Annotated in this window: 20 protein-coding genes; 6 read left to right on the forward strand and 14 right to left on the reverse strand. The window is 63.4% G+C overall.

Annotated features, from left to right (window positions below; all coding sequences use genetic code 11):
• Positions 1–31: 31 nt before the first annotated feature.
• The 8 genes from CMV30_RS09275 to CMV30_RS09310 form a co-directional block, all read right to left on the reverse strand.
• Positions 32–3,490 (reverse strand): immunoglobulin domain-containing protein, encoded by a 3,459-nt coding sequence (locus CMV30_RS09275; RefSeq protein ID WP_096055761.1) that lies wholly within the window; start codon positions 3,488–3,490, stop codon positions 32–34.
• A 449-nt stretch (positions 3,491–3,939) separates the two neighbouring features.
• Positions 3,940–4,185, reverse strand: coding sequence for a hypothetical protein (locus CMV30_RS09280; protein ID WP_096055762.1), 246 nt, complete (start codon positions 4,183–4,185; stop codon positions 3,940–3,942).
• A 95-nt stretch (positions 4,186–4,280) separates the two neighbouring features.
• The gene (locus CMV30_RS09285; RefSeq protein ID WP_138223210.1) at positions 4,281–4,673 is read right to left on the reverse strand and encodes a hypothetical protein; all 393 of its coding nucleotides are present in this window, start codon (positions 4,671–4,673) and stop codon (positions 4,281–4,283) included.
• 28 nt (positions 4,674–4,701) lie between these two features.
• The gene (locus CMV30_RS09290; RefSeq protein ID WP_096055764.1) at positions 4,702–5,433 is read right to left on the reverse strand and encodes a YebC/PmpR family DNA-binding transcriptional regulator; all 732 of its coding nucleotides are present in this window, start codon (positions 5,431–5,433) and stop codon (positions 4,702–4,704) included.
• A gap of 208 nt (positions 5,434–5,641) precedes the next feature.
• Positions 5,642–6,568: a non-homologous end-joining DNA ligase gene (gene ligD / locus CMV30_RS09295; RefSeq protein ID WP_096055765.1), complete on the reverse strand. Its 927-nt coding sequence runs from the start codon at positions 6,566–6,568 to the stop codon at positions 5,642–5,644.
• Entirely contained in the window at positions 6,565–8,199 is a 1,635-nt protein-coding gene (ligD, locus tag CMV30_RS09300) for a non-homologous end-joining DNA ligase (RefSeq protein ID WP_096055766.1), read from the reverse strand. The genes ligD (CMV30_RS09295) and ligD (CMV30_RS09300) overlap by 4 nt, the downstream gene beginning before the upstream one ends.
• 12 nt (positions 8,200–8,211) lie before the next feature.
• A complete protein-coding gene (ku, locus tag CMV30_RS09305; RefSeq protein WP_096055767.1) occupies positions 8,212–9,081 on the reverse strand; it encodes a non-homologous end joining protein Ku in 870 nt (289 codons plus the stop codon).
• A gap of 93 nt (positions 9,082–9,174) precedes the next feature.
• Positions 9,175–9,510: a nucleoside triphosphate pyrophosphohydrolase family protein gene (locus tag CMV30_RS09310; protein ID WP_096055768.1), complete on the reverse strand. Its 336-nt coding sequence runs from the start codon at positions 9,508–9,510 to the stop codon at positions 9,175–9,177.
• 320 nt (positions 9,511–9,830) lie between these two features.
• Here CMV30_RS09310 and CMV30_RS09320 point away from each other — a divergent pair, with 320 nt between their 5' ends.
• The 5 genes from CMV30_RS09320 (at position 9,831) to CMV30_RS09345 (ending at position 17,296) form a co-directional block, all read left to right on the forward strand.
• Entirely contained in the window at positions 9,831–10,400 is a 570-nt protein-coding gene (locus CMV30_RS09320) for a hypothetical protein (protein ID WP_096055770.1), read from the forward strand.
• Positions 10,401–10,656: 256 nt separating this feature from the next.
• Complete coding sequence (locus tag CMV30_RS09325; RefSeq protein ID WP_096055771.1) at positions 10,657–12,567, forward strand: ABC transporter ATP-binding protein; 1,911 nt, start codon at positions 10,657–10,659, stop codon at positions 12,565–12,567.
• Positions 12,564–14,459, forward strand: coding sequence for an ABC transporter ATP-binding protein (locus CMV30_RS09330; protein WP_096055772.1), 1,896 nt, complete (start codon positions 12,564–12,566; stop codon positions 14,457–14,459). Before CMV30_RS09325 ends, CMV30_RS09330 begins: the two co-directional genes overlap by 4 nt.
• Before the next feature lie 98 nt (positions 14,460–14,557).
• Complete coding sequence (locus CMV30_RS09335; RefSeq protein WP_096055773.1) at positions 14,558–14,830, forward strand: SWIB/MDM2 domain-containing protein; 273 nt, start codon at positions 14,558–14,560, stop codon at positions 14,828–14,830.
• 267 nt (positions 14,831–15,097) lie between these two features.
• Positions 15,098–17,296: a PAS domain-containing hybrid sensor histidine kinase/response regulator gene (locus CMV30_RS09345; RefSeq protein ID WP_096055775.1), complete on the forward strand. Its 2,199-nt coding sequence runs from the start codon at positions 15,098–15,100 to the stop codon at positions 17,294–17,296.
• Positions 17,297–17,316: 20 nt separating this feature from the next.
• Here CMV30_RS09345 and CMV30_RS09350 read toward each other — a convergent pair whose 3' ends face one another.
• From CMV30_RS09350 to pap, 4 genes are all read right to left on the reverse strand, one after another.
• Complete coding sequence (locus CMV30_RS09350; protein WP_096057700.1) at positions 17,317–17,748, reverse strand: cupin domain-containing protein; 432 nt, start codon at positions 17,746–17,748, stop codon at positions 17,317–17,319.
• 510 nt (positions 17,749–18,258) lie between these two features.
• On the reverse strand, positions 18,259–18,678 hold the full coding sequence (locus CMV30_RS09360) for a hypothetical protein (RefSeq protein WP_096055777.1): 420 nt from the start codon (positions 18,676–18,678) through the stop codon (positions 18,259–18,261).
• Positions 18,679–18,920: 242 nt separating this feature from the next.
• Entirely contained in the window at positions 18,921–19,346 is a 426-nt protein-coding gene (locus CMV30_RS19825) for an REP-associated tyrosine transposase (protein ID WP_096055778.1), read from the reverse strand.
• Between the two features lie 218 nt (positions 19,347–19,564).
• Complete coding sequence (gene pap / locus CMV30_RS09370; protein WP_096055779.1) at positions 19,565–21,055, reverse strand: polyphosphate:AMP phosphotransferase; 1,491 nt, start codon at positions 21,053–21,055, stop codon at positions 19,565–19,567.
• Between the two features lie 317 nt (positions 21,056–21,372).
• Here pap and CMV30_RS09375 point away from each other — a divergent pair, with 317 nt between their 5' ends.
• The gene (locus CMV30_RS09375) at positions 21,373–21,837 is read left to right on the forward strand and encodes a hypothetical protein (RefSeq protein ID WP_096055780.1); all 465 of its coding nucleotides are present in this window, start codon (positions 21,373–21,375) and stop codon (positions 21,835–21,837) included.
• Between the two features lie 232 nt (positions 21,838–22,069).
• Here CMV30_RS09375 and CMV30_RS09380 read toward each other — a convergent pair whose 3' ends face one another.
• Both CMV30_RS09380 and CMV30_RS09385 read right to left on the reverse strand, forming a co-directional pair.
• Entirely contained in the window at positions 22,070–23,251 is a 1,182-nt protein-coding gene (locus CMV30_RS09380; RefSeq protein ID WP_096055781.1) for a hypothetical protein, read from the reverse strand.
• Complete coding sequence (locus CMV30_RS09385) at positions 23,248–24,489, reverse strand: hypothetical protein (protein ID WP_138223212.1); 1,242 nt, start codon at positions 24,487–24,489, stop codon at positions 23,248–23,250. The genes CMV30_RS09380 and CMV30_RS09385 overlap by 4 nt, the downstream gene beginning before the upstream one ends.
• Positions 24,490–24,537 lie beyond the last annotated feature (48 nt).

Below are 24,537 nucleotides of genomic sequence, written 5' to 3' on the forward strand. Positions count from 1 at the left end.
AGGGCACCGCGCCTCCATCGGAGAAGAGGCCTTAGTCGAGCGTGACGCTGAGGCGGGCGAAGGTTTTGGGGGCGCCGGCGGGCAGGGTGATGAGGAGCGATTGGAGAGACTCGGTCGTGGACTCGACGGTGGGCGCTATTGGGTGCGTGGTCCAGGTTTGCAGATCGGTCGAGGTTTGGACGGCGAAGGTGGCGCCGGTGACGTAGAGGGGACGCGTGAAGCGGAAGACGAGGGAGCCGTTTGCGGTCGTGAAACTTGCGGAGGCGGAGGGATCGGCGTGTTTGGCGTCGGAGCCGGTGGCGTACTCGAAACCGTTGCTCAGGCCGTCGCCGTCGGTGTCGGCTTCGGGGGCGGCGTCGTTGCCGGTGAGGCCTTGGGTGGCGGCCCAGCTGGCGAAGGTGATCAGGGGTGGAGCGGGGTAGTTGGTCTTGAGCCAGTTTTGTTTGGGCCAGCTGAGTTTACCCGCACCGGCTCCGGAGGTGACGATGTTTTCGAGGCCGGCGGGGTCGTCCATGGGCGCTGAATACGGGAGGACGCCGCCGGGGAGATTCCAGGAGAAGGGAATGATCGCGGCCTGGAAGGGGCCCATCGGATTGCCGGCGTCGGTGCTGTTGCCGCGCACGGTAGTCGAGACGCCAGCGTTGGTGGTCATGCGGCTGATCGTGTCGAGGGCGAGGATCTTGCCGGTGTAGACGGGGTTGTTGACGTCGGTCTGGTTGTTGCGGAGCGGGGTGATGATGTCGAGGTACACGGACTTCTCGACGAGGATGGCGGCGCCTTCGGTGGAGATGGAGCCGTTGAGGAAGGGGTTGAAGTTGTAGGTGTTGTTGAGCGTGTTGCGCAGCGCGGTGGTGAGGACGTTGGCTTTGGTGTCGCGAAGGAGTTTCGCGGCGCGACCGGCACCGGCGTCCACGAAGAGATTATAGTTGTGAACATTGCCGCCGCGCAGGCGGGGCAGGCGGTCCCACGGGTTCAGGTGCCACTGGTGGTGGAACGTGACGGAGTGGTTGTTGTTTTCCACATCGAGGGAATTGGCGCCGATGAGGTGGGTCTTGTCGTGGCCTTGGATGATCGTGGCGATGTCATCGATGCTGAATCCGTTTGTGCGGAGAAAATTGTACATCGGGCGCGAGGCGCGATCGATCTCGAGCTGGGCGAGCTGCTGGCGGACGAAGCTGTTGGGGTTCGTGGCGCCGTCGTCGCCGACGTATTTATTCCACGAGAAGGTGATATTGTAGCTGCCCTTCTTGATGTCGGAGATACCGTCGTAGGCCTTGGTGAAGGTGCAGTGATCGATCCAGATGTTGTACACGGTGCCGGCGTTGCCGAGGTCGATGAAATCCCAGTCGTTGCTGTCGTAGTCGCCCTTGCTGGCTTCGTCCCATTCCCAGAGTTCGTCGAATTTCAGATTGCGGACGATGATGTTGTTCGCGCTTTTGATGTTCAGCGTGGCGTGGCGGAGGGTGGCGCCGTTGGCGGAGAAGATCGTGAGGCCGGACTTGTTTTGGATGTCGATGAGGGCGACGCCGGTCTGGATGAGGCGCGGGTGGAGCTTGGGCGTGGCGTGTTGGCGGAAGATGCTGAAGGCGCGGACGGCGTCGGAGACTTCGAGGTAGCCGAGGTCGAGGTCGTTGAGAATCTCGATGACTTTCACCGTGCCGGTGCGGTCGGCGAGGGCGGTGATGAATTCGAGCGGGGTGGAGACCTTGCGGTAGCCGGGGTGGGATTCCTCGATGACGCCGCCGCCGGTGGTGGCCTGGCCGAAGCCGTAGAGGTTGAACGCTGAATACGGTAGGCCGGCGGAGACGGTGAGCGAGGCGGCGGAGCTGGTGATGGAGCCGAAGGCGTTGGAGACGATCACGTCGTAGCTGGCGGCGTCGGAGGTCTGGAGATTGGTAAGTGTGAGCGACGCGCCGGTGGCGGAGGGAATGGGGTTGGAGTTTTTGCGCCACTGGTAGGTGAACGGGGCGCTGCCGGAGGTGGAGACGTTGAAGTTGACGGTGCCGCCGATGAGCGCGGCCTGGGTGGCGGGTGGTGTGACGATCGTGGGCGGGGCGTTGACCGTGAGGGTGGCGGGGGCGCTGGGCGTGGTGCCGCCGGGGTTGGTGACGAGGACGTCGTAGGTGGCTTCGTCGGAGGATTGGACGTTGGTGAGCGAGAGCGTGGACGCGGTGGCGGAGGGAATCGGCGTGGCGTTTTTGCGCCACTGGTAGGAGAGCGGGGCGTCGCCGGTGGCGGAGACGGAGAAGGTCACGTTGGTGCCGAGGTTCACGGTCTGGGAGTCGGGCTCGTCGGTGATGACGGGGGCGTTTGGCGCGGCGGTGACGGTGAGGGTGGCGGCGTTGCTGGTGGCGCTGTTGGCGGAATTGGTGACGACGACGTCGTAGCTGCCGGTGTCGGAGAGCTGGGCGGCGGGGAACGCGATTGTGGCGGTGGTGGCGCCGGGGATGTCGACGGTGTCTTTGCGCCACTGATACGCGAGCGGGGCGGTGCCGGTGGCGTTGACGGAGAAGGAGGCGGGCTGGCCGATGAAGACGGATTGGCTGGCGAGGGTGTTGGTGATCGCGGGGGCGACGACGACGGCGGAGTTGGTGACGGTGACGTCGACCTGGTTGAGCACGAAGGCGGCGGAGCCGGCGCCGGTGAGGGTGCCGCTCATCATGTAGAGGTTGACCGTGTCGAATGAGGTGTAGCTCGCGACGGCTTCGGAGACGCTGTGGGTGCTGAGGGTGGTCGCGCCTTCTTTGAGCGTGTAGGTGAGGTTCATGCCGCCGGTGGCGGTGTGGGTGAGCGAGAGGATGGCCTGGTACTGGGTGTTGGCGACGGGCGCGGTGCCGGTGCCGCCGGAGGAGCCGATCTGGGTCCAGGCGGCGGAGGCGTTGTTGAGGCCGGGGTTGGAGGCGCTGCGTTTGCGGAGGGTGGAGGCGGTGCCGTTGAGGTTGGTCCAGGCGGCGTAGCCGGTGTAGAGGCTGAAGACGTTGCTGGAGGGATTGCTGCTGGCGTAGTCGCCGGAGACGCGGGCGTTGGTGTTGGGCGCGGCGGTGGCGGTGAAGCCGGTGCCGGTGACGGCGGCGGGGTTGGCGACGCTTTGGAGGAGGCCGAGGGTGATGCCGTTGCTGCGGGTGAGCGGCACGCCGGTGACGGTGAAGGCGACGGTGAGCGTGAGGGTTTCGCCGGAGGGGATTTGCGCAGGTGTGGCGACGGGGGCGAAGTAGCCGACGAGGGTGCGGCTGGAGCCGTTGTCGAGCGCGAGCGAGCCGTTGGCGGGCGGGGTGCCGTTGGTGAGGACGGTGTTTCCGGCGGCGCTGGAGAACCAGGCGGCGGAGGTGGTGGGCGAGAGATCGGTGCGGCTGCCGTCGTTGAAGCGGTCGCTGAGGAGCGTGGTTTGGGCGAGTGCGGTGGTGTTGAGCGAGAGCGCGAGGAGGGCGAGAAGCGCGAGGAAGGGCGCGGTGAGCGTGGTGCGGACGCGGGAGAGCGGAGGCGTGGTCATGGGGGTGAGAAGCGCGTGGTCGTGGGATGCCGCCGGAGGTGAGAGCCGGACGAACGATGGGCGCGCAGACGGGTGTTGAGGTCAGGGACTGGCGGAGTGGGGAGAAGCGGGCTCGCGGTGAGGCGGGCGGAAGCGGGGACGGAGTCGGGGATGGCGTGAAAACGCAGGTGTCCGTTTTGGAGTCAAGGGTGCGGCGCGCGCGATTTTCGCGGATGGTGGCGGGCGCGGAATTTTTAACCGCGAATGGACCCCAACGGATGCGAATTTCAGAAGGATGAGGTCGGAATTTTCACCGCAGATGCGCAGAGGACGCGGAGAGGGATGGGAAGCGGCACTTGATAAGTGCCGGTCCGTCGGAGACGGATGAGCGCGGATGACGGTGAACCGGCGCGTTAAGGATAACGCGCCCTACCTCGGAGCGGCGTCGCGCGAGGGAAGGCCCTACGGGATCACGCTTTTTCGTCGAAGAGCCAGCCGATCATGTCGTCGGCGGTGCGGAGGACGGCGGCGTTGGCTTTCGCGAGCGCCTCCGATTCGAGCAGATCGACCATGTTGTCGGGAGTGACTTCGCCGTCGGCGATCCGGCTGGCGGCTTCACCGGCCTGGGCGAACGCGCGCTGCATGCCCTGCTTGGGTGCTTCAAACAATTCGAGCTGACCGTAGGCGTAGGGCGAAGAGGCGACGGACGAAATCATGCCCGGTATTATCGGCTTTTTGCGGCCGGGAATGAATAGGGGGAAATGACTGATTTTGGGCGGGTATGAAGGCGCGCCGAAGATCGTCGTGAGAGTTAGTTCTTAATCCAATCAACCGAGATCGTCTCTTTTCCGATAGTGAGAGATGGTTGATTTAGGTACAAATCCCTGAATTCGGCGCAACGTACGGTGAGTTGGGTATTGTTCGTCCAGGCAATATCCACGGCGGGATCTTTTCCTCGTGAGAAACTCCCCGTGATGTATTTGTCACGATTCGAGTCCCTGGCCGTGTCAAAGCCGACAGGTCCGACGAGGACGACGTATCCACTGCCAACCGTTGCGCCTCCGGAAACAAATTCCAGCACGGCATCAGTCTTTCCGCTGGGAGATGTGAGCCGTTTCACGGTTTCCACATGTGTGTCTCCGGCCAAGTTGGGAAAGCATCCTGCCGAGAGCAGCAGAACCAGTCCGGCAGCGATGGCTCTCATGAGCATGTGTTTGTGGCGGACTTGCCGACTATTTCACTGCGGCCCAGACGCGTTGGACGTCGTCGTTGTCTTCGATGGCTTGGAGGAATTCGCCGACTTCGGCGCGGGCGGTGTCGTCGAGCTCGGGATAACTTTTCGCGACGTAGCCGATTTCGGCGGTGATGACGGTCCAGCCGTTTTGCTTGAGCCACACGGAGGCGGCGTGGACGGCGGTGCGGTCGGTGAGGAAGCGGGCGCCGGCGACACCTTCGGGGATGTCGTCGTTTTGGGCGTGGCTGAGCGGTTCGAATTCGTTGGCGCCGGCTTCGATGCCGGCGGCTTCGAGGTCGCTGGCGGTGTCGGGGTGGTGGGCTTCGACGATGCCGACGTGTTCGAAGAGAAACTTGTTGGAGCCGGCGGCGCCGAGGATGCCTTTCTTGAAGAGCTGGCGCATCTCGGGGGCGGTGCGCTGGTGGTTGTCCGTCATGACCTCGACGATGAGCGGGACTTTGTGCGGGGCGTAGCCTTCGAAGACGATGTGTTCGAGGACGAGTTTGTCGTCGCCGATGCCGGCGCCTTTTTTGATGGCGCGCTCGATGACGTCGCGGGTGACGCTCTGCTTTTTCGCTTTTTCGACGGCGGCGTGGAGGCGCGCGTTGGCGGCTTGATCGGCGCCGCCGAGTTTGGCGGCGACGGTGATTTCTTTGACGATTTTGCCGACGGTCTGACCTTTTTTGAGGTTAACGATCGCGCGCTTTGCGTGGAGCCATTGACGTCCCATAGGTAAAAAGAAGAGGGGACGGAGTTAGCGGGCGGGGTGGGGGTGGGCAATCACGGAAGCTGGGGATGGTTTTGAATATGGAACCCAGGAAGGCTGGAACGGAAAGGCGGAGGACGGAGTGTTTTCACCGCGGAGGCGCGGAGCTCGCGGAGAGAAACCAATTCGAGGACGGAACTCTGCGTCCTCTGCGCCTCCGCGGTGAAATGGTTTATCCGAGAGCGCTGAGGGCGGGGAGTTTTTGCTTCAGCGTGAGGACGTCGGCGAAGAGGTCGCCGTGTTTTTTGACGCGTTTAAGGACGTCGGTCGTTTCGAAGGTGAGGAGTTTCGCGTTTTTCTTTTTCAGCGCAGCGGAGACTTCGGCCCACGTGACGGGCGTGGAGACTGTCGGGTGGGGTTTGGCGCGGAGGGAGTAGACGTTGATCGTGGTCTTGTGGTCGTCGTTCTGGCTCCAATCGACGAGGACTTTGCCGCGGCGGAGTGTTTTCAGCATTTTGGAGACGACGAGTTTGGGGGCTTGTTGCTCGAGGAGGATGGCGAGTTGGTGCGCGAAGGTTTTGGTTTTCTCGTAGGTGGCGGAGGGCGTGTTGAGCGGGACGTAGATTTGAAGTCCTTTGGAGCCGGAGGTTTTGGCGAAGGATTTCAGGCCGAAGGAGTCGAAGATAGACTTGAGCAACAGGGCGACTTCACAGCATTGGACGATGTTGGCGGGGGCGCCGGGATCGAGGTCGAAGGCGAGGGCGGTGGGGCGGTGGATCGCGGGGGCGCGGTGGAGAAAGGTGTGGAGTTCGAGGTCGGCGAGGTTGGCGGCCCAGACGAGCGCGGGGAGGTCGTTCATCACGCAGTAGTGGATGTCGGTGCCGTCGGATTTGGGGACGGTGGTCGTCTTGATCCACTTGGGGCGGTGGGGCGGGCATTGTTTCTCGTAGAAGAAAAAGCCGTTCACGCCGTCGGGGTAGCGCTTGAGCGTGATGGGGCGATTTTTGAGATGAGGGAGGAGGACTTTCGAGATGCGGATGTAGTAATCGATGACGTCGCCTTTGGTGAAACTGACATCCGGATACAGGACTTTTTTGAGATTGGAGACGGCGACTTTCGTGCCGCCGACATCGAGCGTGGTTTTGAGGGAAGTGCTCATGTGCGGGCGGGTTTTTCGCGGACGACGTCGGTGGCTTTTTTGTCTTCGCGGAGGCCGAGGAAGACGGGGTGGCGGAGGCGACCGTCGTTGGTCCATTCGGTGAAGCGGAGTTGGGCGACGAGTTCGGGCTTCACCCAGTGGCATTTCTTCATGACGGACGCGGTGATGGCCTGGCCGAAGCGGCGCTCGCGTTTATCGGGGAGGTTGTCGAAGGGGCATTCTTTGCGGGCGATTTTGGCGAAGCGGGTGTGGAGCGATTTGAGCAGCGCGTGGTTGAAGCCGGTGCCGACCTTGCCGGTGCAGATGAGTTTTTTGTTCTCGTAGACGCCGACGATGAGCGCGCCGAGATGCTTGCGGCTACCAGCGGGCGGCGTGTAGCCGCCGATGACGAATTCCTGTTCGTGCGAGATTTTTAATTTTATCCACGCACCCGAGCGCTTGCCGGGTTCGTAGAGCGAGCCGGGGCGTTTGCCGATGAGGCCTTCGAGGCCGAGGTGTTGGACGCGCTTCATGAGCGCGGGGAGTTTTCCTGTGAGCGATGCAGAGTAACGGATCGCGGCGGGCGGTTTGCGCAGGAGTTTTTCGAGGGCGGCTTTGCGCTCGGTGAGCGGCTGGTTGAGGAGGCTTTGGCCGTCGAGCTGGAGGAGATCGAACACGTAGAAGTAGAGAGGCGGGCGCTCGCCGTCTTCGAGGCCTTGGAGGAGCTGGAATGAGGATAGGCCTTTTTTGTTCAGGGCGACGATTTCGCCGTCGAGGATCGCGTCATCAATGGCGAGTTCAGCCATGGCGTCGGCGATCTCAGGGAATTTTTCGGCGAAGTCTTTTTCGTTTCGAGAGAGGAGGTGGACGGAGTCGCCGTGTTTGAAGGCGAGGGCGCGGAAGCCGTCGAATTTGATTTCGTAGAGCCATTCGCCGCTGCGTTCGGGCTCGTCGACGAGGAGCGCCTGCATGGGGGCGATGAATTTCGGGGCGGGGCCGCTTTTGCGTTTCGGTTTCGTGGGCTCGGTCTTCCTGGCCTCCGGTTTTGCGGCGAGTTTTTGAAGACGAGTTTTTAGCGAGGAGTCGTTGATGGGCTTCGATTCCCAAACGCGATCGCTCTTCGCGAGTTGCGCCATGGATTTTTTCGAGCGGACGGACGTGTCGTCTAGTTTTTTGGAGATCGGTTTGTGATCGTCGCCACCGCGAATGATCAGCCACTCGTCGCTGTCGCGCAGGCGCACGAGGTACCAGGCGCCTTTGAGTTTTTTGCCTTTGAGGGTGAAGTGGAGTTTTCCTTTCTCGAGAGTCTTGAGCGGATGCGGGTCGTCGGTCTCGAAGATGCCTTCGTCCCAGAGCATGACGGTACCGCCGCCGTACTGGCCTTTGGGGATGGTGCCTTCGAAGGCGATGTAGGAAACGGGGTGATCCTCAACGTGAACGGCGAGGCGTTTGTCGCCGTGCGCGAGCGGAAGGCCTTTGGGGACGGCCCAGGATTTGAGCGTGCCGCCGAGTTCGAGGCGGAAGTCGTAGTGGAGGCGGGTGGCGTCGTGTTTCTGGATGACGAAGCGGCGGCGATTCTGGCGGTCGACCTTAGGTGCGGGCTCGGCGGTTTTTTTGAAATTCCGCTTCCGGCGATATTCTTGGAGCGACATGCGCAGGAAAAATCAGGCGGCCTTTTTGCGAGGTTTGGCGGATTTCGTCGCCGCTTTGGGTTTGGATTTTTTCGCGCGCGCACTGGCTGACTTCGTCTTGGGCCTTGAATGGGTGGCGGCGATGCTTTCCTGGAGGACGGCGACGAGATCGATAACGTTGGAGGCGTGCTTCGGTTTCCGTGGGGCGGGTTTCTCGTCTTTGCCGCGGTGTTTGAGTTTTTCTTCGACGAGTTTTTCCAAAGCTTCGTGGTAGTCGTCGTGGTAGGTTTCGGGGCGCCATTTGCTGCTCATGCTCGTGATGAGATTTTGCGCCATGGTGAGTTCCTTAGCGCCGACCTTTTGGGCTTTGGGGGCTTTGAATTCATCGGCATCGAGCAGCTCGTCGGGGAAGTGCATGAGCTCGAGCATGAGGCCTTTTTCCTGGGGCTTCACGGCGGCGAGGTGCTGGCGGGTTTTAATGACGACTTTGGCGATGCCGATTTTGCCTTCGGCAACGAGGGCTTCGCGGAGGAGCGCGTAGGCTTTGTCACCGCCTTTCGCGACCTCCATGTAGTACGGTTTGTAGAAGAGGAGCGGGTTAACGTCTTTGATCGCGACGAAGTTGATGATGTCGACGGTCTGTGCGGCCTCGACGTCGACGCGGTTGAAGTCCTCATCTTTGAGGATGACGAATTTGCCTTTGTCGTACTCGTAGCCCTTCACGATCTGGTCCCACGGGACTTCCTTGCCGTCGGCTGCGGCGACGCGTTTGTAGTTAACGGGGCTGTGATCGGAGGAGCGGAGGAGGCGGAATTTCAGCTCTTCGCGGCGCATGGCGGGGAAGAGGGAAACAGGGATGCTGACGAGGCCGAAGCTGATGGTGCCTTTCCAGATTGCGCGCATGGCCGAAAGGTAGGCCAGGGAAGCACTGCAATCTATCGGTTGCCGCTCCCTTTTGGTTACCGGGTGGTTCCCGGGGTGGGTGAGGGAGGGGATTCAGGGGCGGAGTTTCGCTTCCAGAGAATCCATCGTGTTGTGGAAGGATTTTTCGAGATCGATGCCGTGGGCGTCAGCGAGGACGAGGATGCTCCAGAGGCAGTCGGCCAGTTCGTGGGCGAGGCGGGCGTCGAGGTCGGGCGGGGCTTCGCGGAGGCCGGCGCGCATCATGAGGAGTTTGTTGAGGGCGCCGACGTCGGCGGAGAAGCCTTGGGCGAGCTGGAGGGGAGTCCAGGTTGGGCGGCCAGCGGCGGTGTTGTGCGCGTCGAAGGCGGCGCGGATTTCGCGGGCGCGTTGCGTGAGGGGAGCGAGGGGTGAGGCGGGGTCGGTGGGCATGGCGATGAGGGAAGAAGGCGGAGTTTTTGGACAGGATTAAGAGGATGAAGAGGATTGGAGGGAGGGGTTTTTAACCCGAATGGACGCTCATGGACGCGAATGCCGGAGGACGGATTTTTTAACCACAGATGGGAGTGGATGGGAATGGATGCGGACGGGCGGACAATGGAGGCACTTGATGAGTGCCGTCCGGGGGAGGAGGACGGGCGGGGTGGCGGGATTTTTTGGGAAATGGGTGGAGGCGTGCAACCCGGGGCGTCGCTTGACGTCAGAGCGTGAGGAGTTAATCGCTTTTCACCTCGATCCGATCCGTACCGCCCATGAAATCCACCCCGGCCCGTTTATTTTTTGCAGTGTTGAGTCTTGGTTTGAGCGGCGTAGCGATGGCGAAGATTTCGACGGAGTCGCCGTTCGTGCCGAAGAACGGGCAGGCGCTGGCGGCGCCGACGGAGAATTCGCCGATCGAGCTGCGGGGGGTGATGCAGACGCGCGAGGGGTTGATGTTCGGGATCTACGAGCCGGCGTCGCAAAAGGGGACGTGGGTGAAGGCGGACGAGAAGGGGAATGGGTATGTGGTGAAGTCTTTCGATGCGGGGAAATCGTCGGTCTCGATCGAGTATCAGGGGCGGGTGCAGACGCTGACTTTGAAGGAGGCGCGGTTTGATGGGACGGTGGCGGCGGTGCCGATGATCGGCGGCGCGCAGACGCGGCCGGCGGGTAGCGCTCCGGTGGTGGCGGCGAATCCGGCGGAGGAGGCGAAGCGGCTGGAGAATGTGGCGAATGAAGTGCGGCGGCGGCGGGCGGCGCGGCAGGCGGCGACAACCACGACGACGCCGGCGGCTCCGACGCAGGGTGTGCCGGCTCCGGCGGTGACGCCAGCGACGCCGTGAGGCTGGGGTGAAGAGGGATGCGGGCTGGGCTGAAGGGGCGAAGGCGGAAGGAAGTAGGCCGAGGGTGCGAGATGGCTTTATGCCGTTGAAGGTTGGAAGCGGGCCCGGCGTTATGTGCGGTGAGGGCACCGCGCCTCCATCGGAATAGTTTCCTGTGTCCGGGGTTTCAGGATACGGCGGTGGGACACCGGGGCGGTCTTTGAGGGAAAATGAAACGCGTGTTTTCATTTTGAAAAAAAGAGTCAGCGTGAGCGGCATGTCTGTCCCATCGAACACCGAGAGCACGCCGTCGAACTGGCGGTTGGTGGCGCGGATGTTCGGGCTGGCGTGGCGGTACCGGGCGCGGTGTTTGCAGGTGCTGGGGCTCCAGCTGGTGCTGCTGACGCTGGGGTTGAGCGGGTTGAGCCTGACGGGCGTGGGCATCGATTACATCCGCCATGTGCTGAGCGAGCGCGGCGATCTGCCTGCGGAGAAACTGGTGCCGTTTCCGGAGGAGAAATTGGGTTTCGAGCTGCCGCGGGATTGGGAGCCCATGCGGGTGATCGTGCTCATCGCGGGGATCATCCTGGCGCTGGCGGTGACGCGGGCGTTGCTCAATTACCTGTACACGATGGCGGTGAACAAACTGGTGCAGCAGGAGATCGTGATCCATCTGCGGGGTGAGATTTATGAGAAGTTGCAGCGGCTGAGCTTCCGGTTTTTCGACGCGAACTCGACGGGGTCGATCATCACGCGGGTGACGGGGGATGTGCAGGCGGTGCGGATGTTTGTGGATCAGGTGCTGATCCAGAGTGTGATCATGGTGGTGTCGCTGACGGTGTACGTGATCTACATGGCGAGCATTCACGCGGGGCTGGCGCTGGCGTGTCTGGCGACGACGCCGGTGTTGTGGCTGATCTCGGGGCTGTTTTCGCGGCGTATCCAGCCGGCGTATGCGCGGAACCGGGAGTTGATGGACGGGATGGTGCAGAATTTCGCGGAGAGCATCCAGGGCATCCAGGTGACGAAGGGATTTGGGCGGGAGCGGGAGGATCGGGAGAAGTTTGAGCGGAGCAATCAGGCGGTGCTGGCGCAGCAGAAGCAGATTTTTTGGAGTGTGAGTTTGTTCAGTCCGTCGGTGGGATTTTTGACGCGGGTGAACATGATGGTGTTACTCGGTTATGGAGGGTGGCTGGTGGTGCAAGGGCAGCTGGCGCTGGGCACGGGCCTCGTCGTGTTCGCGGGGTTGCTAGAGCAATTTTCGGGGCAGGTGAATCAGGTGGCGAACATCGTGAACAGTGTGCAGCAGGCGTTGATCGGGGCGCGGCGAGTATTCGAAATTATGGACGCCGAGGTGGAGGTGAAGAACGCGCCGAATCCGCGGCGCTATCCGAGGCTTCAGGGCGAGGTGCGTTTCGAGAAGGCGTCGTTCTCGTATCGCGGGGTGGAGTCGGTGGTGCGCGAGGTGGATCTGGTGGTGAAGCCGGGGCAGTGCGTGGCGATTTTGGGCGCGACGGGGGCGGGGAAGAGCGCGTTGATGAGTTTGATCCCGCGGTTTTTCGATGTGACGGGCGGGCGGTTGCTGATCGACGGCGTGGATGTGCGCGAGCTGCATCTGGACGATTTGCGGCGGAACATCGGGCTGGTTTTTCAGGAGAGTTTTTTGTTCAGCAACACGGTGGCGGCGAACATCGCGTTCGGGCATCCGGATGCGACGCGCGAGCAGATCGAGAAGGCGGCGAAGATCGCGGCAGCGCACGACTTCATCACGGCGTTGCCGCAAGGCTATGACACGGTGCTCGGTGAAAGCGGCAGCGGGCTTTCGGGCGGGCAGCGGCAGCGGCTGGCGATCGCGCGCGCAGTGTTGCTGGAGCCGGCGATTTTGCTGCTGGACGATCCGACGGCGGCGATCGATGCGGGGACGGAGCACGAGATTTTCGAGGCGCTGGACAATGCGATCGCGGGGCGGACGACGTTCATCGTGGCGCACCGGTTGAGCACGCTGAGGCGGGCGGATTTTATCATCGTCATGGAGGCGGGGCGGATCGTGCAGCAGGGGACGCATGAGGAGTTGTTACGCGTGTCGGGGCCGTACATGCGGGTGGCGGATTTGCAGCTGGTGGATCGCGGGGAGTTGCAGGCCAGCGCGAAGGTGGCGGCGGGCGCGGGAGGCGCGTCAACGTCATGAGGACGCCGACGCCAGAGCCCGCACAGGCGCCGCCGGGGCGGCCGCTTTCGCTCGTGCAGCGGATGCGCGACGAGGAGGAGGATGAGCCGCAGTTCAAGCCGCTGAGCTGGGGGCTGATCCGGCGGCTTTTTGGATACATGCGTGTCCATGCGCGGAAGCGGAATGTGCTCATCGCGCTGACCGTGCTGCGCGCGGCGCAGTTGCCCGGGCTGGTGTGGCTGGGGAGCAAGATCATCGCGGGGCCGATCGCGAATCATCAGCTGGAGCTCATCTGGTGGGGCGTGGGCGCGTATGCGGTGCTGGCGGTGCTGACGGACGGTTTTTTTCATTTCCGGCAGCGGTTCGCGCTGGAGCTGGGCGAGGCGGTGGTGAACCGGCTGCGAAGCGAGGTGTTCGCGCATGTGCAACGGATGCCGATGGGATTTTTCCATCGGATGAAGCTGGGGCGGATCATCGGGCGGATGACCTCGGACGTGGAGACGATCCGCACGGCGATCCAGGATGTGTTTTTCGTGAGCATCGTGCAGATCGGGCAGATGGCGTTTGCGGCGGTCGTCATGGCGCTGACCGACTGGGTGCTGTTTCTGGTGGTGGTGGGGATGGCGCCGGTGTTGTGGGCGATCAACCGACACTTCCGGGCGAAGCTGAGCCGGAATTCGCGGGCGGCGCAGGAAAGTTTCACGCGGGTGACGGCGACGCTCGCGGAGTCGGTGAACGGAATTCGCGTGACGCAGGGCTTCGTGCGGCAGGAGACGAACGCGGGGCTGTTTCGCGGGCTGCTGGCGGATCACTCGAAGTACAACGTGGCGCTGGCGCGGACGTCGGCGGTGTTGATCCCGCTGCTGGAGTTGAACAGCCAGTTTTTCGTTTCGATCCTGCTGGTGCTGGGCGGCTGGCAGGTGCTGTCGGGCGGGACGGACGTGAGCGTGTTGATCGAATTTTTCCTGTTCGCGAACCAGTTCTTCGCGCCGCTGCAGGTGCTGGGGAACCAGTACAACCAGGCGCTGGTGGCGATGGCCAGCGCGGAGCGTGTATTCAATTTATTAGACACGAAGCCGGAGTGGGAAGATGCGCCGGATGCGGTGGAGCTGGCGGACCCGCGACGGCGCGCGGCGGGCGGAAAGGCTGGAGTGACCTCGATGTCGCCGGGAGCGCGGGTGGAGTTTCGCGGGGTGTCGTTCGCGTACGACAAGGGGAGGCCGGTGTTGCATGACGTGTCGTTCGTCGCGGAGCCTGGGCGGACTGTGGCGCTGGTGGGGCACACGGGGAGCGGGAAGAGCTCGATCATCAATCTGGCGGCGAAGTTCTATCTGCCAACGGAGGGCGAGGTGCTGATCGACGGGCAGGAGATCCGCGCGCTGACGAGTCACTCGTTGCACGCGCAGATGGGGATGGTGCAGCAGCAAAATTTCCTCTTCAGCGGGACGGTGCTGGAGAACATACGGCTGGGGCGGCCGGAGGCATCGGACGAGGAGGTGCGCACGGCGGCGGCGAAGCTGGATTGCCTGGATCTGCTGGAGGCTCTGCCGGACGGATTTCACACGCAAGTGGGCGAGAAGGGCGGCGGGATCTCGGCGGGGCAGCGGCAGCTGGTGTGTTTCGCGCGGGCGCTGCTGGCAGACCCACGTATTCTGATTCTGGATGAGGCGACGAGTGCGATCGACGCGCTTACCGAGGCGCGGTTGCATCGGGCGCTGGCGGAGCTGGTGCGGGGGCGGACGAGCTTCGTGGTGGCGCACCGGCTGAGCACGATCCGTCATGCGGATCTGGTGCTGGTGCTCGACGGCGGGCGCGTGGTGGAGCGCGGCACGCACGCATCGCTCGTGTCGCAGAATGGCCGATACGCGGAGCTGCACCGGCAGTTTGCGCAGGCGGATGAGCGGGTTCGCTGAAGGCGGTCAAGAGGCGATTTTACCTCTGAGAAATCGCGATTTCTCCTCCTAAATAAACATTGCATTCAAGTGACGACGGCCTAGACCCGCATTCCGCTATGGCAAAAAAATCCGCTCGTAAACCCAACGCTGCATTCATGAAACCGGTTCAGCCTAACGCGACCCTCGCGGCCGTTGTTGGTGCAAAACCCCTGCCCCGTACAGAGCTTACCAAGAAGCTCTGGGACTACATCAAGAAGAACGGCCTTCAGGACAAGAAGGTGAAGACCCAGATCAACGCCGACGACAAACTCAAGGCTGTGTTCAACGGCAAGAAGTCGGTCAGCATGTTCGAGATGACCAAGCTCGTTTCCGGTCACATCGAGAAGTAAGAGACCCCGCAATTCCTTTCATAAAGCCGCCACCGGTTCACACCGGTGGCGGCTTTATTTTTTGGTGAAGGCGGAGGGATGAGGAGAGCGGTGCAAGCGGAGTGCGGAGGACGGGGAGAGGTTGATAAAGTGGGTGTGGGCGGGCTGTGAATTTCCCGTGAGATTGCGTCTGGAGGCGGTGGCGGAGTGGTCGGCGGCGTGTTCCGCGTTGCCAGCGAGGCGGGCGGGGGATTGGGTTGCAACTATTCGCAACACTCAAAGCCGCTGATGTTTAGAGATCACAAGATTGTCTGGATCGCGCTGGGAATCGTGCTGGCCGGGGCACTGACCGGGTGGTGGAGCCGTGACAGTTTGCGCGACCGCCGGCTGGGTGAATTGGCGGCGGATGCGCGGCGGTGCGCGTTGGTGTTTCAGGCGGACCAGGTGCGGGCGCTGGCTGGCGAGCGGGCGGATGAGTTGACGGCGGAGTATGCGTTCGTGAAGCAGCGGCTGATCGCGCTGAGGGCGGTGCATCCGAGCGTGCGATTTGTGTCGTTGTTTCGCTACCTGCCGGAGCGGGGGAAGGTGATCTATCTGGCGGACTCGGAGCCGAGGGGCGGTGCGGCGGAGTCGAGGCCGGGGGATGTGTTTCCGGAGGCGTTTCAGATGCCGGGATTGCGGACGATTTTGCGGACGGGGGAGACGGCGACGGAGGGGCCGATCAAGGACTCGTTTGGCGAGTGGGTGACGGGTTATGCGGTGATCGGCGAGGGGCAGGGGCCGGACAGCATGAAGGAATTTGTGGCGCTGGATGTGGCGGCGGATGACTGGCAGGGAGGGCTTTTTGAAGCGGGAATGCGCGGTGCGCTTTATGTGTGGCTGCTGCTGGGGCTGCCGCTGGGGGTATATCTTTTCACGCGGCGGTTCGCGGCGCAGACGGCGATGATTGACAAATTGAGCGGCGCGGTGGAGGAGAGCGACTCGGCGGTGATGGTGGCCGATCCGCATGGGCGCATCGAGTACGTGAACGGCGGGCTGTGCCAGCAAACCGGATACTCGCGGCACGAAGTCGTGGGGCGGCTGTGGCGGGAGTTGCTCTCCGAGGAGACGCCGGAGTCGTTGATTGCGGAGATCGGTGCGCGGCTGGAGTCGCGGCGGTCGTGGATGGGCGGGCTCGCGGGGCGGCGGAAGAGCGGGGAGCTTTATCCGGCGCGCGGGACGGTGTCGCCGGTGCATGGGAAGGGCGGGCGCATCGAAGGGTTCATCGCGGTGCTGAACGACGCGACGGAGCTGCACCGGCAGGAGGAGGCGCTGCGCCGGGAGAAAGAGCGCGCGGAAGCGGGCGACAAGGCGAAGGGGGTGTTTCTCGCGACGATGAGTCATGAGGTGCGCACGCCGCTCAACGGGATGGTGGGCTTCACGAATTTATTATTAGATACGCCGCTCTCGCCGGAGCAGCGCGAGTACGTGCAGACGATCCGCACGAGCAGCGAGGCGCTCGTGCAGCTGACGGGAGACATCATGGATTATACGCGCATCGAGTCGGGCGGGCTGCAGCTCGACGCGACACCTTGCGATGTGCGCGCGGCGATCGAGAACGTGCTGGATATCCTCGCGGGGCGGGCGGCGGAGGGCCGGCTGGAGTTGTTGCACGAGGTGGATCTGGATGTGCCGGCGCTGGTGATGATCGATGCGGGGCGGCTCCGGCAGGTGCTGGTGAATCTGGTGGGTAACGCGCTCAAGTTTACCTCGGTGGGCGAGGTGGCGGTGACTGCGCGGTTGCTGACGGGGAAAGCGTTGTCGATGGCGCCGTTTGATGCGGAGGCGCTCGGCGCGCAGGGGCAGCTGGTGGCGGAGCTGGAGGATGGCGGGCTGACGCTGGAGTTCGCGGTGCGGGACACGGGCATCGGTATCGCGCCGGAGAACCGGTCAAAGTTGTTTCAGGCGTTTTCGCAGTTGGATTCATCGAGTGCGCGTCGGTACGGCGGTGCCGGGCTGGGCCTGGTGATCTCGCGCAATCTGGTGCGGATGATGGGGGGCGAGATCCGGCTCGAGAGTACGCCCGGGAGGGGCTCGACGTTTTATTTCACGGTGCGTTGCCGGGTATCGCCGGAGAGACTACCGCTGGCGCCGTCGCTTGCCGGGATGAAGGTGGCGGTGGTGACACGGCAGGATTCACTGCGGCGCGAGCTGTCGCGCGAGTTGTCGGTATCGGGCGCGGCGGTGATGCCGCTCGATGGAGCGGCGCTCACCAGCGGGTTGTGGGAGCTGGCGGTGGTGGACTGCGACGCGGATTTTTTGCGCAAGGAGAAGGAGCGGTTGCAGAGCGAGAAGTGGCGCGGCGCGCGGATGATCGGGCTCGTGCATGTGGGCATGGGAGCGGAGGCGCGGCAGGCGTTGCGGCCGCATTTCCGGATGCTGCTGAACAAGCCGCTGCATCACCGGACGCTGGTCGAGTTGCTGGCGAAGCTGGCGGGGGAGAAGTGACGGAGCGAGCGCGGGAGGGCTTATGGGGCGGCGGATGTTTTTCCGGCGTTGGGCTGACTGGCAAACCACGCGACGATGTCGGGCATCATACGCTCGAATCCGCCGGGGATGAAGACGTTGAAGAGCGTTGCGGGCGAAGCGGTGCGGTTTTCGAAGTCGTGAACGACGCCTGCGGGAATGCGCAGGAAGGTGCCGCGCGGGGCATTGACCCAGTTGTCGCCCACGCGCATGGCAAGCGTGCCTTCGGTGATGAGGAAGAGTTCGTCGTTCTCTTCGTGCGAGTGGGGGCCCGAGCCGGGACTGTGCGGGGCGACGGTCCATTCGGAGGCGCTGTAGCGCGCGGATGTTTCGGTCTCGTCGGCTTTGAAGACGGCGCGCATAGGGCCGCATTCATAGACGCGGCCAGCACCGGGCGGGAGGATGAGGGCGGACGCTTGGGGATCGGCAGGCATGGAGGTGGGGCTGGGCTGGATCGGGAGGGAGGAATGGAGTTTTTGCGACGACGGACAGCCACTCATGGATCGCAAACCGGCTGAAGAGAGGCGTGCCGTATTCGATCAGTGGATCGGTGAGCGGCTGCCGGACAACTAATCTTCCTGCGCGGGCCGGGTCATTTATTCAGGCGTGTGCAAAGTGCAAAGTTCGACCCCTTTTCCGGCTATTGCGCTGTAGCGGCTGGTTCGGCTTTTTTTTCATTTGGGCGTGGCAATCTCCAACGGCGGGCTCGGTAGAGCAACGCGCAGTGCGATGACGGTGACTATCGCGGCAATTCCTACCCCGAGAAACAAGCGAAGCATGTAAGGAAAAGACCGCTTATTCTTTCTCTTCAAAACGACGACCCACAATCCAGAGATCACAAGGCAGGCAAATCCGGCGATCCCTAGCGCAGAGAGACGCGCGTCAGTCTCGAGCGACATATACCGCATCAGGAAGGCGAGTGGGCTCATTGCTGTGCCTAACGTTCAGTGATGAGCCGCGCCTACGGCTGGCGCGGCGGCTGCGCCAGCAGCCGACGTGACAGCTGTAGGCGTTGGCTCTAGCCGCTGGTTCGGCTCTTTTTCGAGTGAATCTCCAATACGCACGGTAAATGCGGCATTCGCCTGCGCTGACGCACGCTGTCTTTTCTTGTTTGAGATGAAGCTCTCAAGTCGCGCCACTCCTTCATCCACTCTTCCGAGCTTGAGGGACTCAATCACGGAGTCAGCAAACGCGATGTCGCTTCCGACGCTCATGGAAATCGCTGCATTGCCTCCACTCGTCGCCGCACGATTAAACGCGCTTCGTTCTTCTTCACTCGCTCGATTACTCAGGAATGCCCAAGCGGCAGTTGCTCCGATTAGCGCACCGGCGAGCACGGCAATGATTATGGCGGGGTACTTCATCTTTTGCCGAACAGTGTTATTCGGCTGCACTCGGTGCAGCCTTAGGGGTGGGGTTTCTCGCCATGACAAATGGCTAAGTGGCTGGCGGGGCGTGGTCGAGGGGCAAAATTTTTTGCGAGTGCCGTTTTTTGCGAGTTGATACATTTCCCGCGTAAAGCGGCACTCGCGGCATGAATACGAGCGGGGAGGCGGAGGGTGGGCATGGCGTGGGAATGAGGAAGGCCGGGCACGGCGTGCCGGCCCTACCCTGGAGAGTCCCATTGTCCGTTTGACCTGAGGTAGGGCCATTCTTCCGGGGTTTTGACCAAGCCCGCCCGCACGGGGTTGAACAGGATGTAACGCCACTTTTCCTGGCAGGCGGCTTCGTCGCGCACGCGATGCTCGAAGAAATCCTGCTGCCACTGCACGCGGGCCGCCTTCGCCGTGTAGCGTTTCCAGTCGAGGACTGTGCGCTGGATGCCTCGTTCGGGATTAAACCGGATGAGGGCGTGCAGGTGGTCCGGCATCAGTAAAACCAGTGAGATCTGCCACTGGCCGCATTCCTGCCGGAAGCGCAGGCTGTCGCGCAGCAGATGCGTGGTGTCGGCACGGGCGAGTTGATTCACGCCGCGAACGGCGCAGGCGACGGTGATGAAATAGAGCGAGTTGTCTGGCGCCCACGGTGGCACGTCGTGCGGCAGGCGTTTGCGTTGCGGGCTGTGGTATTTTGCGGCGGGCGCAGCGGGTGTGGGCGGGCGATGATGCGACGCAGTGATGTCCGCCCCCCCCCATGGGGCGGTTGTGGGGGATTTGGCGCGGTGGGGGAAGGGTGTTTTTGCGGGAAAAATCGGAGGGGGGGCGGAGGATGAAGGCTGGGCACGGCGTGCCAGCCCTACCCGGACCGGCCCTACGCGAGGGCGGTCTCGATTTGTTTGCAGGCGGTTTTGAGGATCTGGAGGCGGGCGTGGCGTTTGTTGTTGGCGGGGATAAGGTGCCAGGGAGCGGTTGTCGTGTCGGTCAGGGCGAGCATGTCGCCGACGGCGACTTCGTAGGCGTCCCATTTGCGGCGGTTGCGCCAGTCTTCGTCGTTTATCTTGTGGCGTTTGTAGGTGGTCTCCTCGCGGGCGCGGAAGCGGCGGAGTTGTTCGTCGCGTCCGATGTGTAGCCAGAACTTCACGACGATGATGCCGCGAGCAGTGAGTTGTTGCTCGAAGTCGTTGATCTCGGCGTAGGCGCGTTTCCACTCGTCGTCGCGGGCGAAACCTTCGAGGCGTTCGACGAGGACGCGGCCGTACCAGGACCGGTCGAAGATGGCGGTGAGGCCGGCGCGGGGAATGTTTCTCCAGAAGCGCCAGAGGTAGTGGTGGGCTTTTTCCTCGTCGGTGGGTTTGGCGACGGGGATGACGCGGTAGTCGCGGACGTCGATGGCGCTGGTGAGGCGGCGGATGGCGCCGCCTTTGCCGGCGGCGTCCCAGCCTTCGAAGGCGAAGACGATGGAGCGTTTCGCGGCGGAGGCGGTGCGGACGGCCTGGTTGAGTTTACCGAGCCATTTCTCGCGTTTGGCTTCGTAGTCGGCGGCGGAGAGTTGCTGGTCGAGCGGGAGGGATTGGAGGCGTTTGAGTCCGGCGGGGCGGAGGGAGCGGCGGGTGGCGGCGGAGGGGGCTTTGGTTTTGAGGGGGCGGCCGTGTTTGCGGAGGTGGGCCTGGAAGCGGGCGATGAGGAGGGAGGCTGTATCGAGATCGCGGGCACGGTCGTCCTCGGCGTCGAGAATGGTCCAGGGGGCGTGGGGGCGGTGGGTGGCGCGGTGGATGGAGATGGCGAGGCGAGAGAGACGGGCGTAGTGGCGGTGGTATTGCCAGTGATCGGGGGAGACGCGCCAGGCGGTGGACTCGTCGGAGGAGAGGGCGCGGAGGCGGCGGCCTTGAGCGGTTTTGGAGAGGTTGAGCCAGACCTTGATAATCAAGGTGCCGTCGTCGGCGTGGAGTTTTTCGAAGTGGCGGATGCGTTCGAACTCGGGGGAGAGGTCTTGTTGCGCGGGGGGTTCGTGGAGGGCGGCGCGGAGAGTCTCGGTGTACCAGGAGCCGGCGTAGATGCCGATGCGGCCGTTGGTGGGGAGGCTGCGCCAGAAGCGCCAGAGGAAGGGGCGTTCGCGTTCCTCGTCGGAGGGATCGCGGAAGGAGAAGGTTTCGACGCCGCGGGGGTCGAGCCAGGAGCCGAGGGTGTTGAGGAGGTCGCCGGTGCCGGCGCCTTCGACGCCGGCGACAATGAGGAGGATTTTGAAGGGAGCCTCTTTCAGGCGGACCTGGAGCTGGACGAGTTTTTCGCGGAGGACGGCGGCGCGGGCTTCGTAGTCTTTTTTGGAGAGGCGGGGGGCGGCGCTCGTGCTCGGTTTGGCCATGAGGCGAAGAAAGCGGAGGGCGCGCGGGGGTGTCGAGGGCGGGGTGTGTGAAATTATTGCGCGCGGGACGCGAAGATCCGGAGGACGGAAGTTTTAACCACTAAAAGGTTTCGGCCAAAGGCCGAAACTTCGAGGTGTGTCTTCGGCTGATCGCCTGCGACGACTGGGCGGAGGCGTCTGCTAATCGCAGACGGGGACTTGGGGAAATAGCGGGGGCGCGTGCGTTTTGGGGGGACGTGAGTAGGGTGCGGAGCGCAGGCGCGGTGTATCCGCCGCGTCGGTGCGCGAGTTCCTCCAACCCCTGACTCGATAACAGCATGAATCCTGCGACGACGATTGCTCCTTTCCTTGTGTACGCGGCGCTGGCCGGCTTGTGCGGCGCGCTGGCTATGACGGTGGCGATGAAACTGGTGTCACGCTCGGGGTGGGCGCGCGACGACATGATCGTGGCGGTGGGCAGCTTGTTCACGAAATCGCGCGAGACGGGGTTTCAGGTGGGGCTGATTTTGCACGCGTTGTCGGCGGTGGTGTTTGGGCAGATCTACACGGTGCTGCTGATCGGGCTGGAGTTGTCGGGGTGGCCGTCGGCGTTTTTCGCGGGGGTGGGGTTTGGGGTTTTCCACGGGCTGATCGTGAGCCTGTCGCTGTGCTGGGTGGTGGCGGATCAGCATCCGCTGGAGGAATTCCGGCGGGCGGGGGTGTCCGTCGCGTTGACGCACTTCATCGGGCACATCGCGTATGGAGCGGTGGTGGGATTGGTCGTCGGGGTGGCGCCGGTGTAGGCGGAGGCTGGGCGGCAGGGTTTTTAACCACAGATTGCACAGATGGGCACGGATGGTGGCGGAGTTTTGGACAGGATTAACGGGATTAAGAGGATTGGGGAGGAGCCGAGGATCGAGGGCGGTGGGGCGCGGCGCTTTCATCGGGAGGCGTGCATGGAAAAGGCGAGCCGGGGCTCGCCTTTGAAAGCGGTGCCGACTGGGGCACCGCAGTCCTATAAAGTAGGATCGCGGGTCAGGGTTTGGGGGCCGGGGGTGGCGGGGGTTCGAGGCGGCGGAAGATCTGGCCGTAGTCTTTGTAGGTGGCGTAGCCTTTTTCGCCGAGGATGGCGGTGAAGCTGGTCTCGGCTTCTTTGGCGAGGCCGGCGAGGTAGGCGGCGCGTTGCTCGTTGGCGGGCGTGCCGGGAACGGGACGGAAGGCGCGGAGTTTTTTCTCGAGCTCGGTTTTGAGGGCGTGGGCTTCGACGGCTTTTTCGGGCGGGAGGTCGAGGCGTTTGGTGAGGGAGGCGAGGGTGCGGAACTCGTAATCCTGCGCGCGTTCGTAGGCGGCATAGCGGTCGTCGCCGAGGCTGGCTTTGAGCTGGGCGTTGAGTTCGTCGCGGGCTTTTTGCGGGCCTTGCGTGTTGGAGTAGATGACGGTGGAGCCGGTTTGAGGCGTGTACTTTTCGTCGTAGGCTTGGCGGAGGGCGAAGATGGTTTTGTATTCGTCCTCGGTGGCGTCGAAGGCGGCGAGCTGGTAGCGGAGTTGTTGAGCGGTGCGGGAGTTGCGGAGGTCGTAGGCGGTGAGCTCCTCGGGGGTGAGTGCTTCGGCGAGGTCAGCGCGTTCCTGTTTTTCGAGGAAGGCGAGTTTCTCGCTGTCTTCGGGGAGGGTGATGCCATCGTAGCTTTGGAGGGGCTGGCGGAGGGCTTCGTAGTCTTCGCGGATGAGGCGGACCTGTTCGGCTTTGGTCGTGGGGAGGAAGCCGCTGCGGGGATCGTTGCCGGGCTTGTCGGGCTCGGCGAGACCGGCGAGGAGCGTTTTCATTTCGGCGGCTTTTTCGCGGCGCAGGTCGAGGGCTTTGAGGGGATCGGCTGAGCGCCAGAAGTTGCCGTAGTCGCGTTTCCAGAAGTTGCCGTCGTCGGCGACGCGAAGGGCGTTTTCGCGGTCGCGGTAGCGAAGCTCGACCTGGTAGCGGATGAGGCTGCGGATGACGGAGTCGGGCAGGCCGAGCTCGCGGAGTTTGGCGGCGGAGTCGGGCGCGCCGGAGGTGATGAGGGCCCAGGTATCGGGCGGGAATGCGGGAGGAGCGGGGGCCTTTTTTTCCGAGGTGGAGGGGCGGGTAAGCGCGAAGGGAGCGGATGCGTTGTCGCGGTTGAGGAAGAGGAGGGCGTTGGCGGTGAGCGACGCGGCGAGGAGGAGGGCGAGGACGATTTTCATCGGGCGGAGGGGGAAGGTGGGGTGAGGTTGTTGAGCCAGAAAGCGCCGTTGGTTTTGTAGGCTTCGTAGCCGCGCTGGCCGAGGGCCGCGACGAGGCGTTTCTCGGCTTCGGCGGCGAGTTCGGTGCGGGAGGCGGCGAGGGTTTTTTGCGCGTCGGGGCCGGAAGGGCGGAGGGCGCGGAGGCGTTTCTCGATGTCGGCTTTGACCTCGTAGGCGGCGGTGGCGTTTTCAGGCGGGAGCTGGAGGCGCTCGGCGAGGACGACGAGGCGGCCGTAGTCGTAATCCTTGGCGCGGACGTAGTCTTCGTAGCGTTCGGGGGTGAGGACGGTCTTCGCGGCGGCGTCCATCTCGCGCTGGGCCTGTTCGCGGACGGCGCGGTCGTTGGTGGATGGAGCGCCGGAGGAGATGCCCATTTTCTCAAGCATGGCTTTTTGGTGGGGGAAGAGGGCGCGGAATTCTTCTTCGGTGGGGCGGAGGCCGGCGAGGTTGCTCCGGAGGTAGGAGGCGGCGGTGGACTGGCGGAGTTCGTATTCGAGAAATTCGGACGGGGAGAGGACTTTGGCCATGTCGGCGGCTTTTTCTTTTTCGAGGTAGAGAAGTTTCTCGCGGTCCTCGGGAAGGAGGATGGTGCGGCCGGCGGTGGGATTGCCGCGGATTTCCATGGTGAGGACATTGTAGTCCTCATCGATCATGCGGAGGGCCTCGGCCTGGGCGGGAGTGAAGCGGGCGAAGCGGGGGTCCTGCCAGGTCTGCTCGGGCAGGTAGTCTTCGCCGAGGAGGGATTTGAGGCGGGTGCGGAGTTCGCGGGAGAGTTCGTTGGCGGCTTTGCGCTGCTCGGGAGTGGAGCGGTTGTAGAAGGAATCTGGCCGCCAGTATTCCTGGGAATTTCGGGAAGAGAGGAGCGCATCGAAGCGGCTCTGGTAAGCGTCGCCGATGAGCGCGGCGGCGACTGAGCGGATGGCGTCTTCGGGCCAGCCGGCGGCGCGAAGGGCGGCGACGGTGGAGGCATCGCCGGTGCGGAGTTTTTCCCAGAAGGGAGCGTGGGGGCCGGTGGGGACGGAGAAGGCGGCGGAGGAGTTGAGCGTTGAGGGTTGAGAGTTGAGGGAGGGGGAGGCGGAGGATTTCTCGACGGCCGCAGGAGTCGCGGGGGCGGAGGTGTTTTGGGGTTTAGGTCGCGAGAAGAAGAGGATCGCGTTGGCGGCGACGGAGAGGCTGAGGAGGAGCAGCAGGGGTTTCATGAGAAGGGTGAAGGGTGCGGGGTGAAGAGTGAAGGGGGGCGGGGAGGG

It is taken from the genome of Nibricoccus aquaticus (genome assembly GCF_002310495.1).
GTDB classification, from domain to species: domain Bacteria; phylum Verrucomicrobiota; class Verrucomicrobiia; order Opitutales; family Opitutaceae; genus Nibricoccus; species Nibricoccus aquaticus.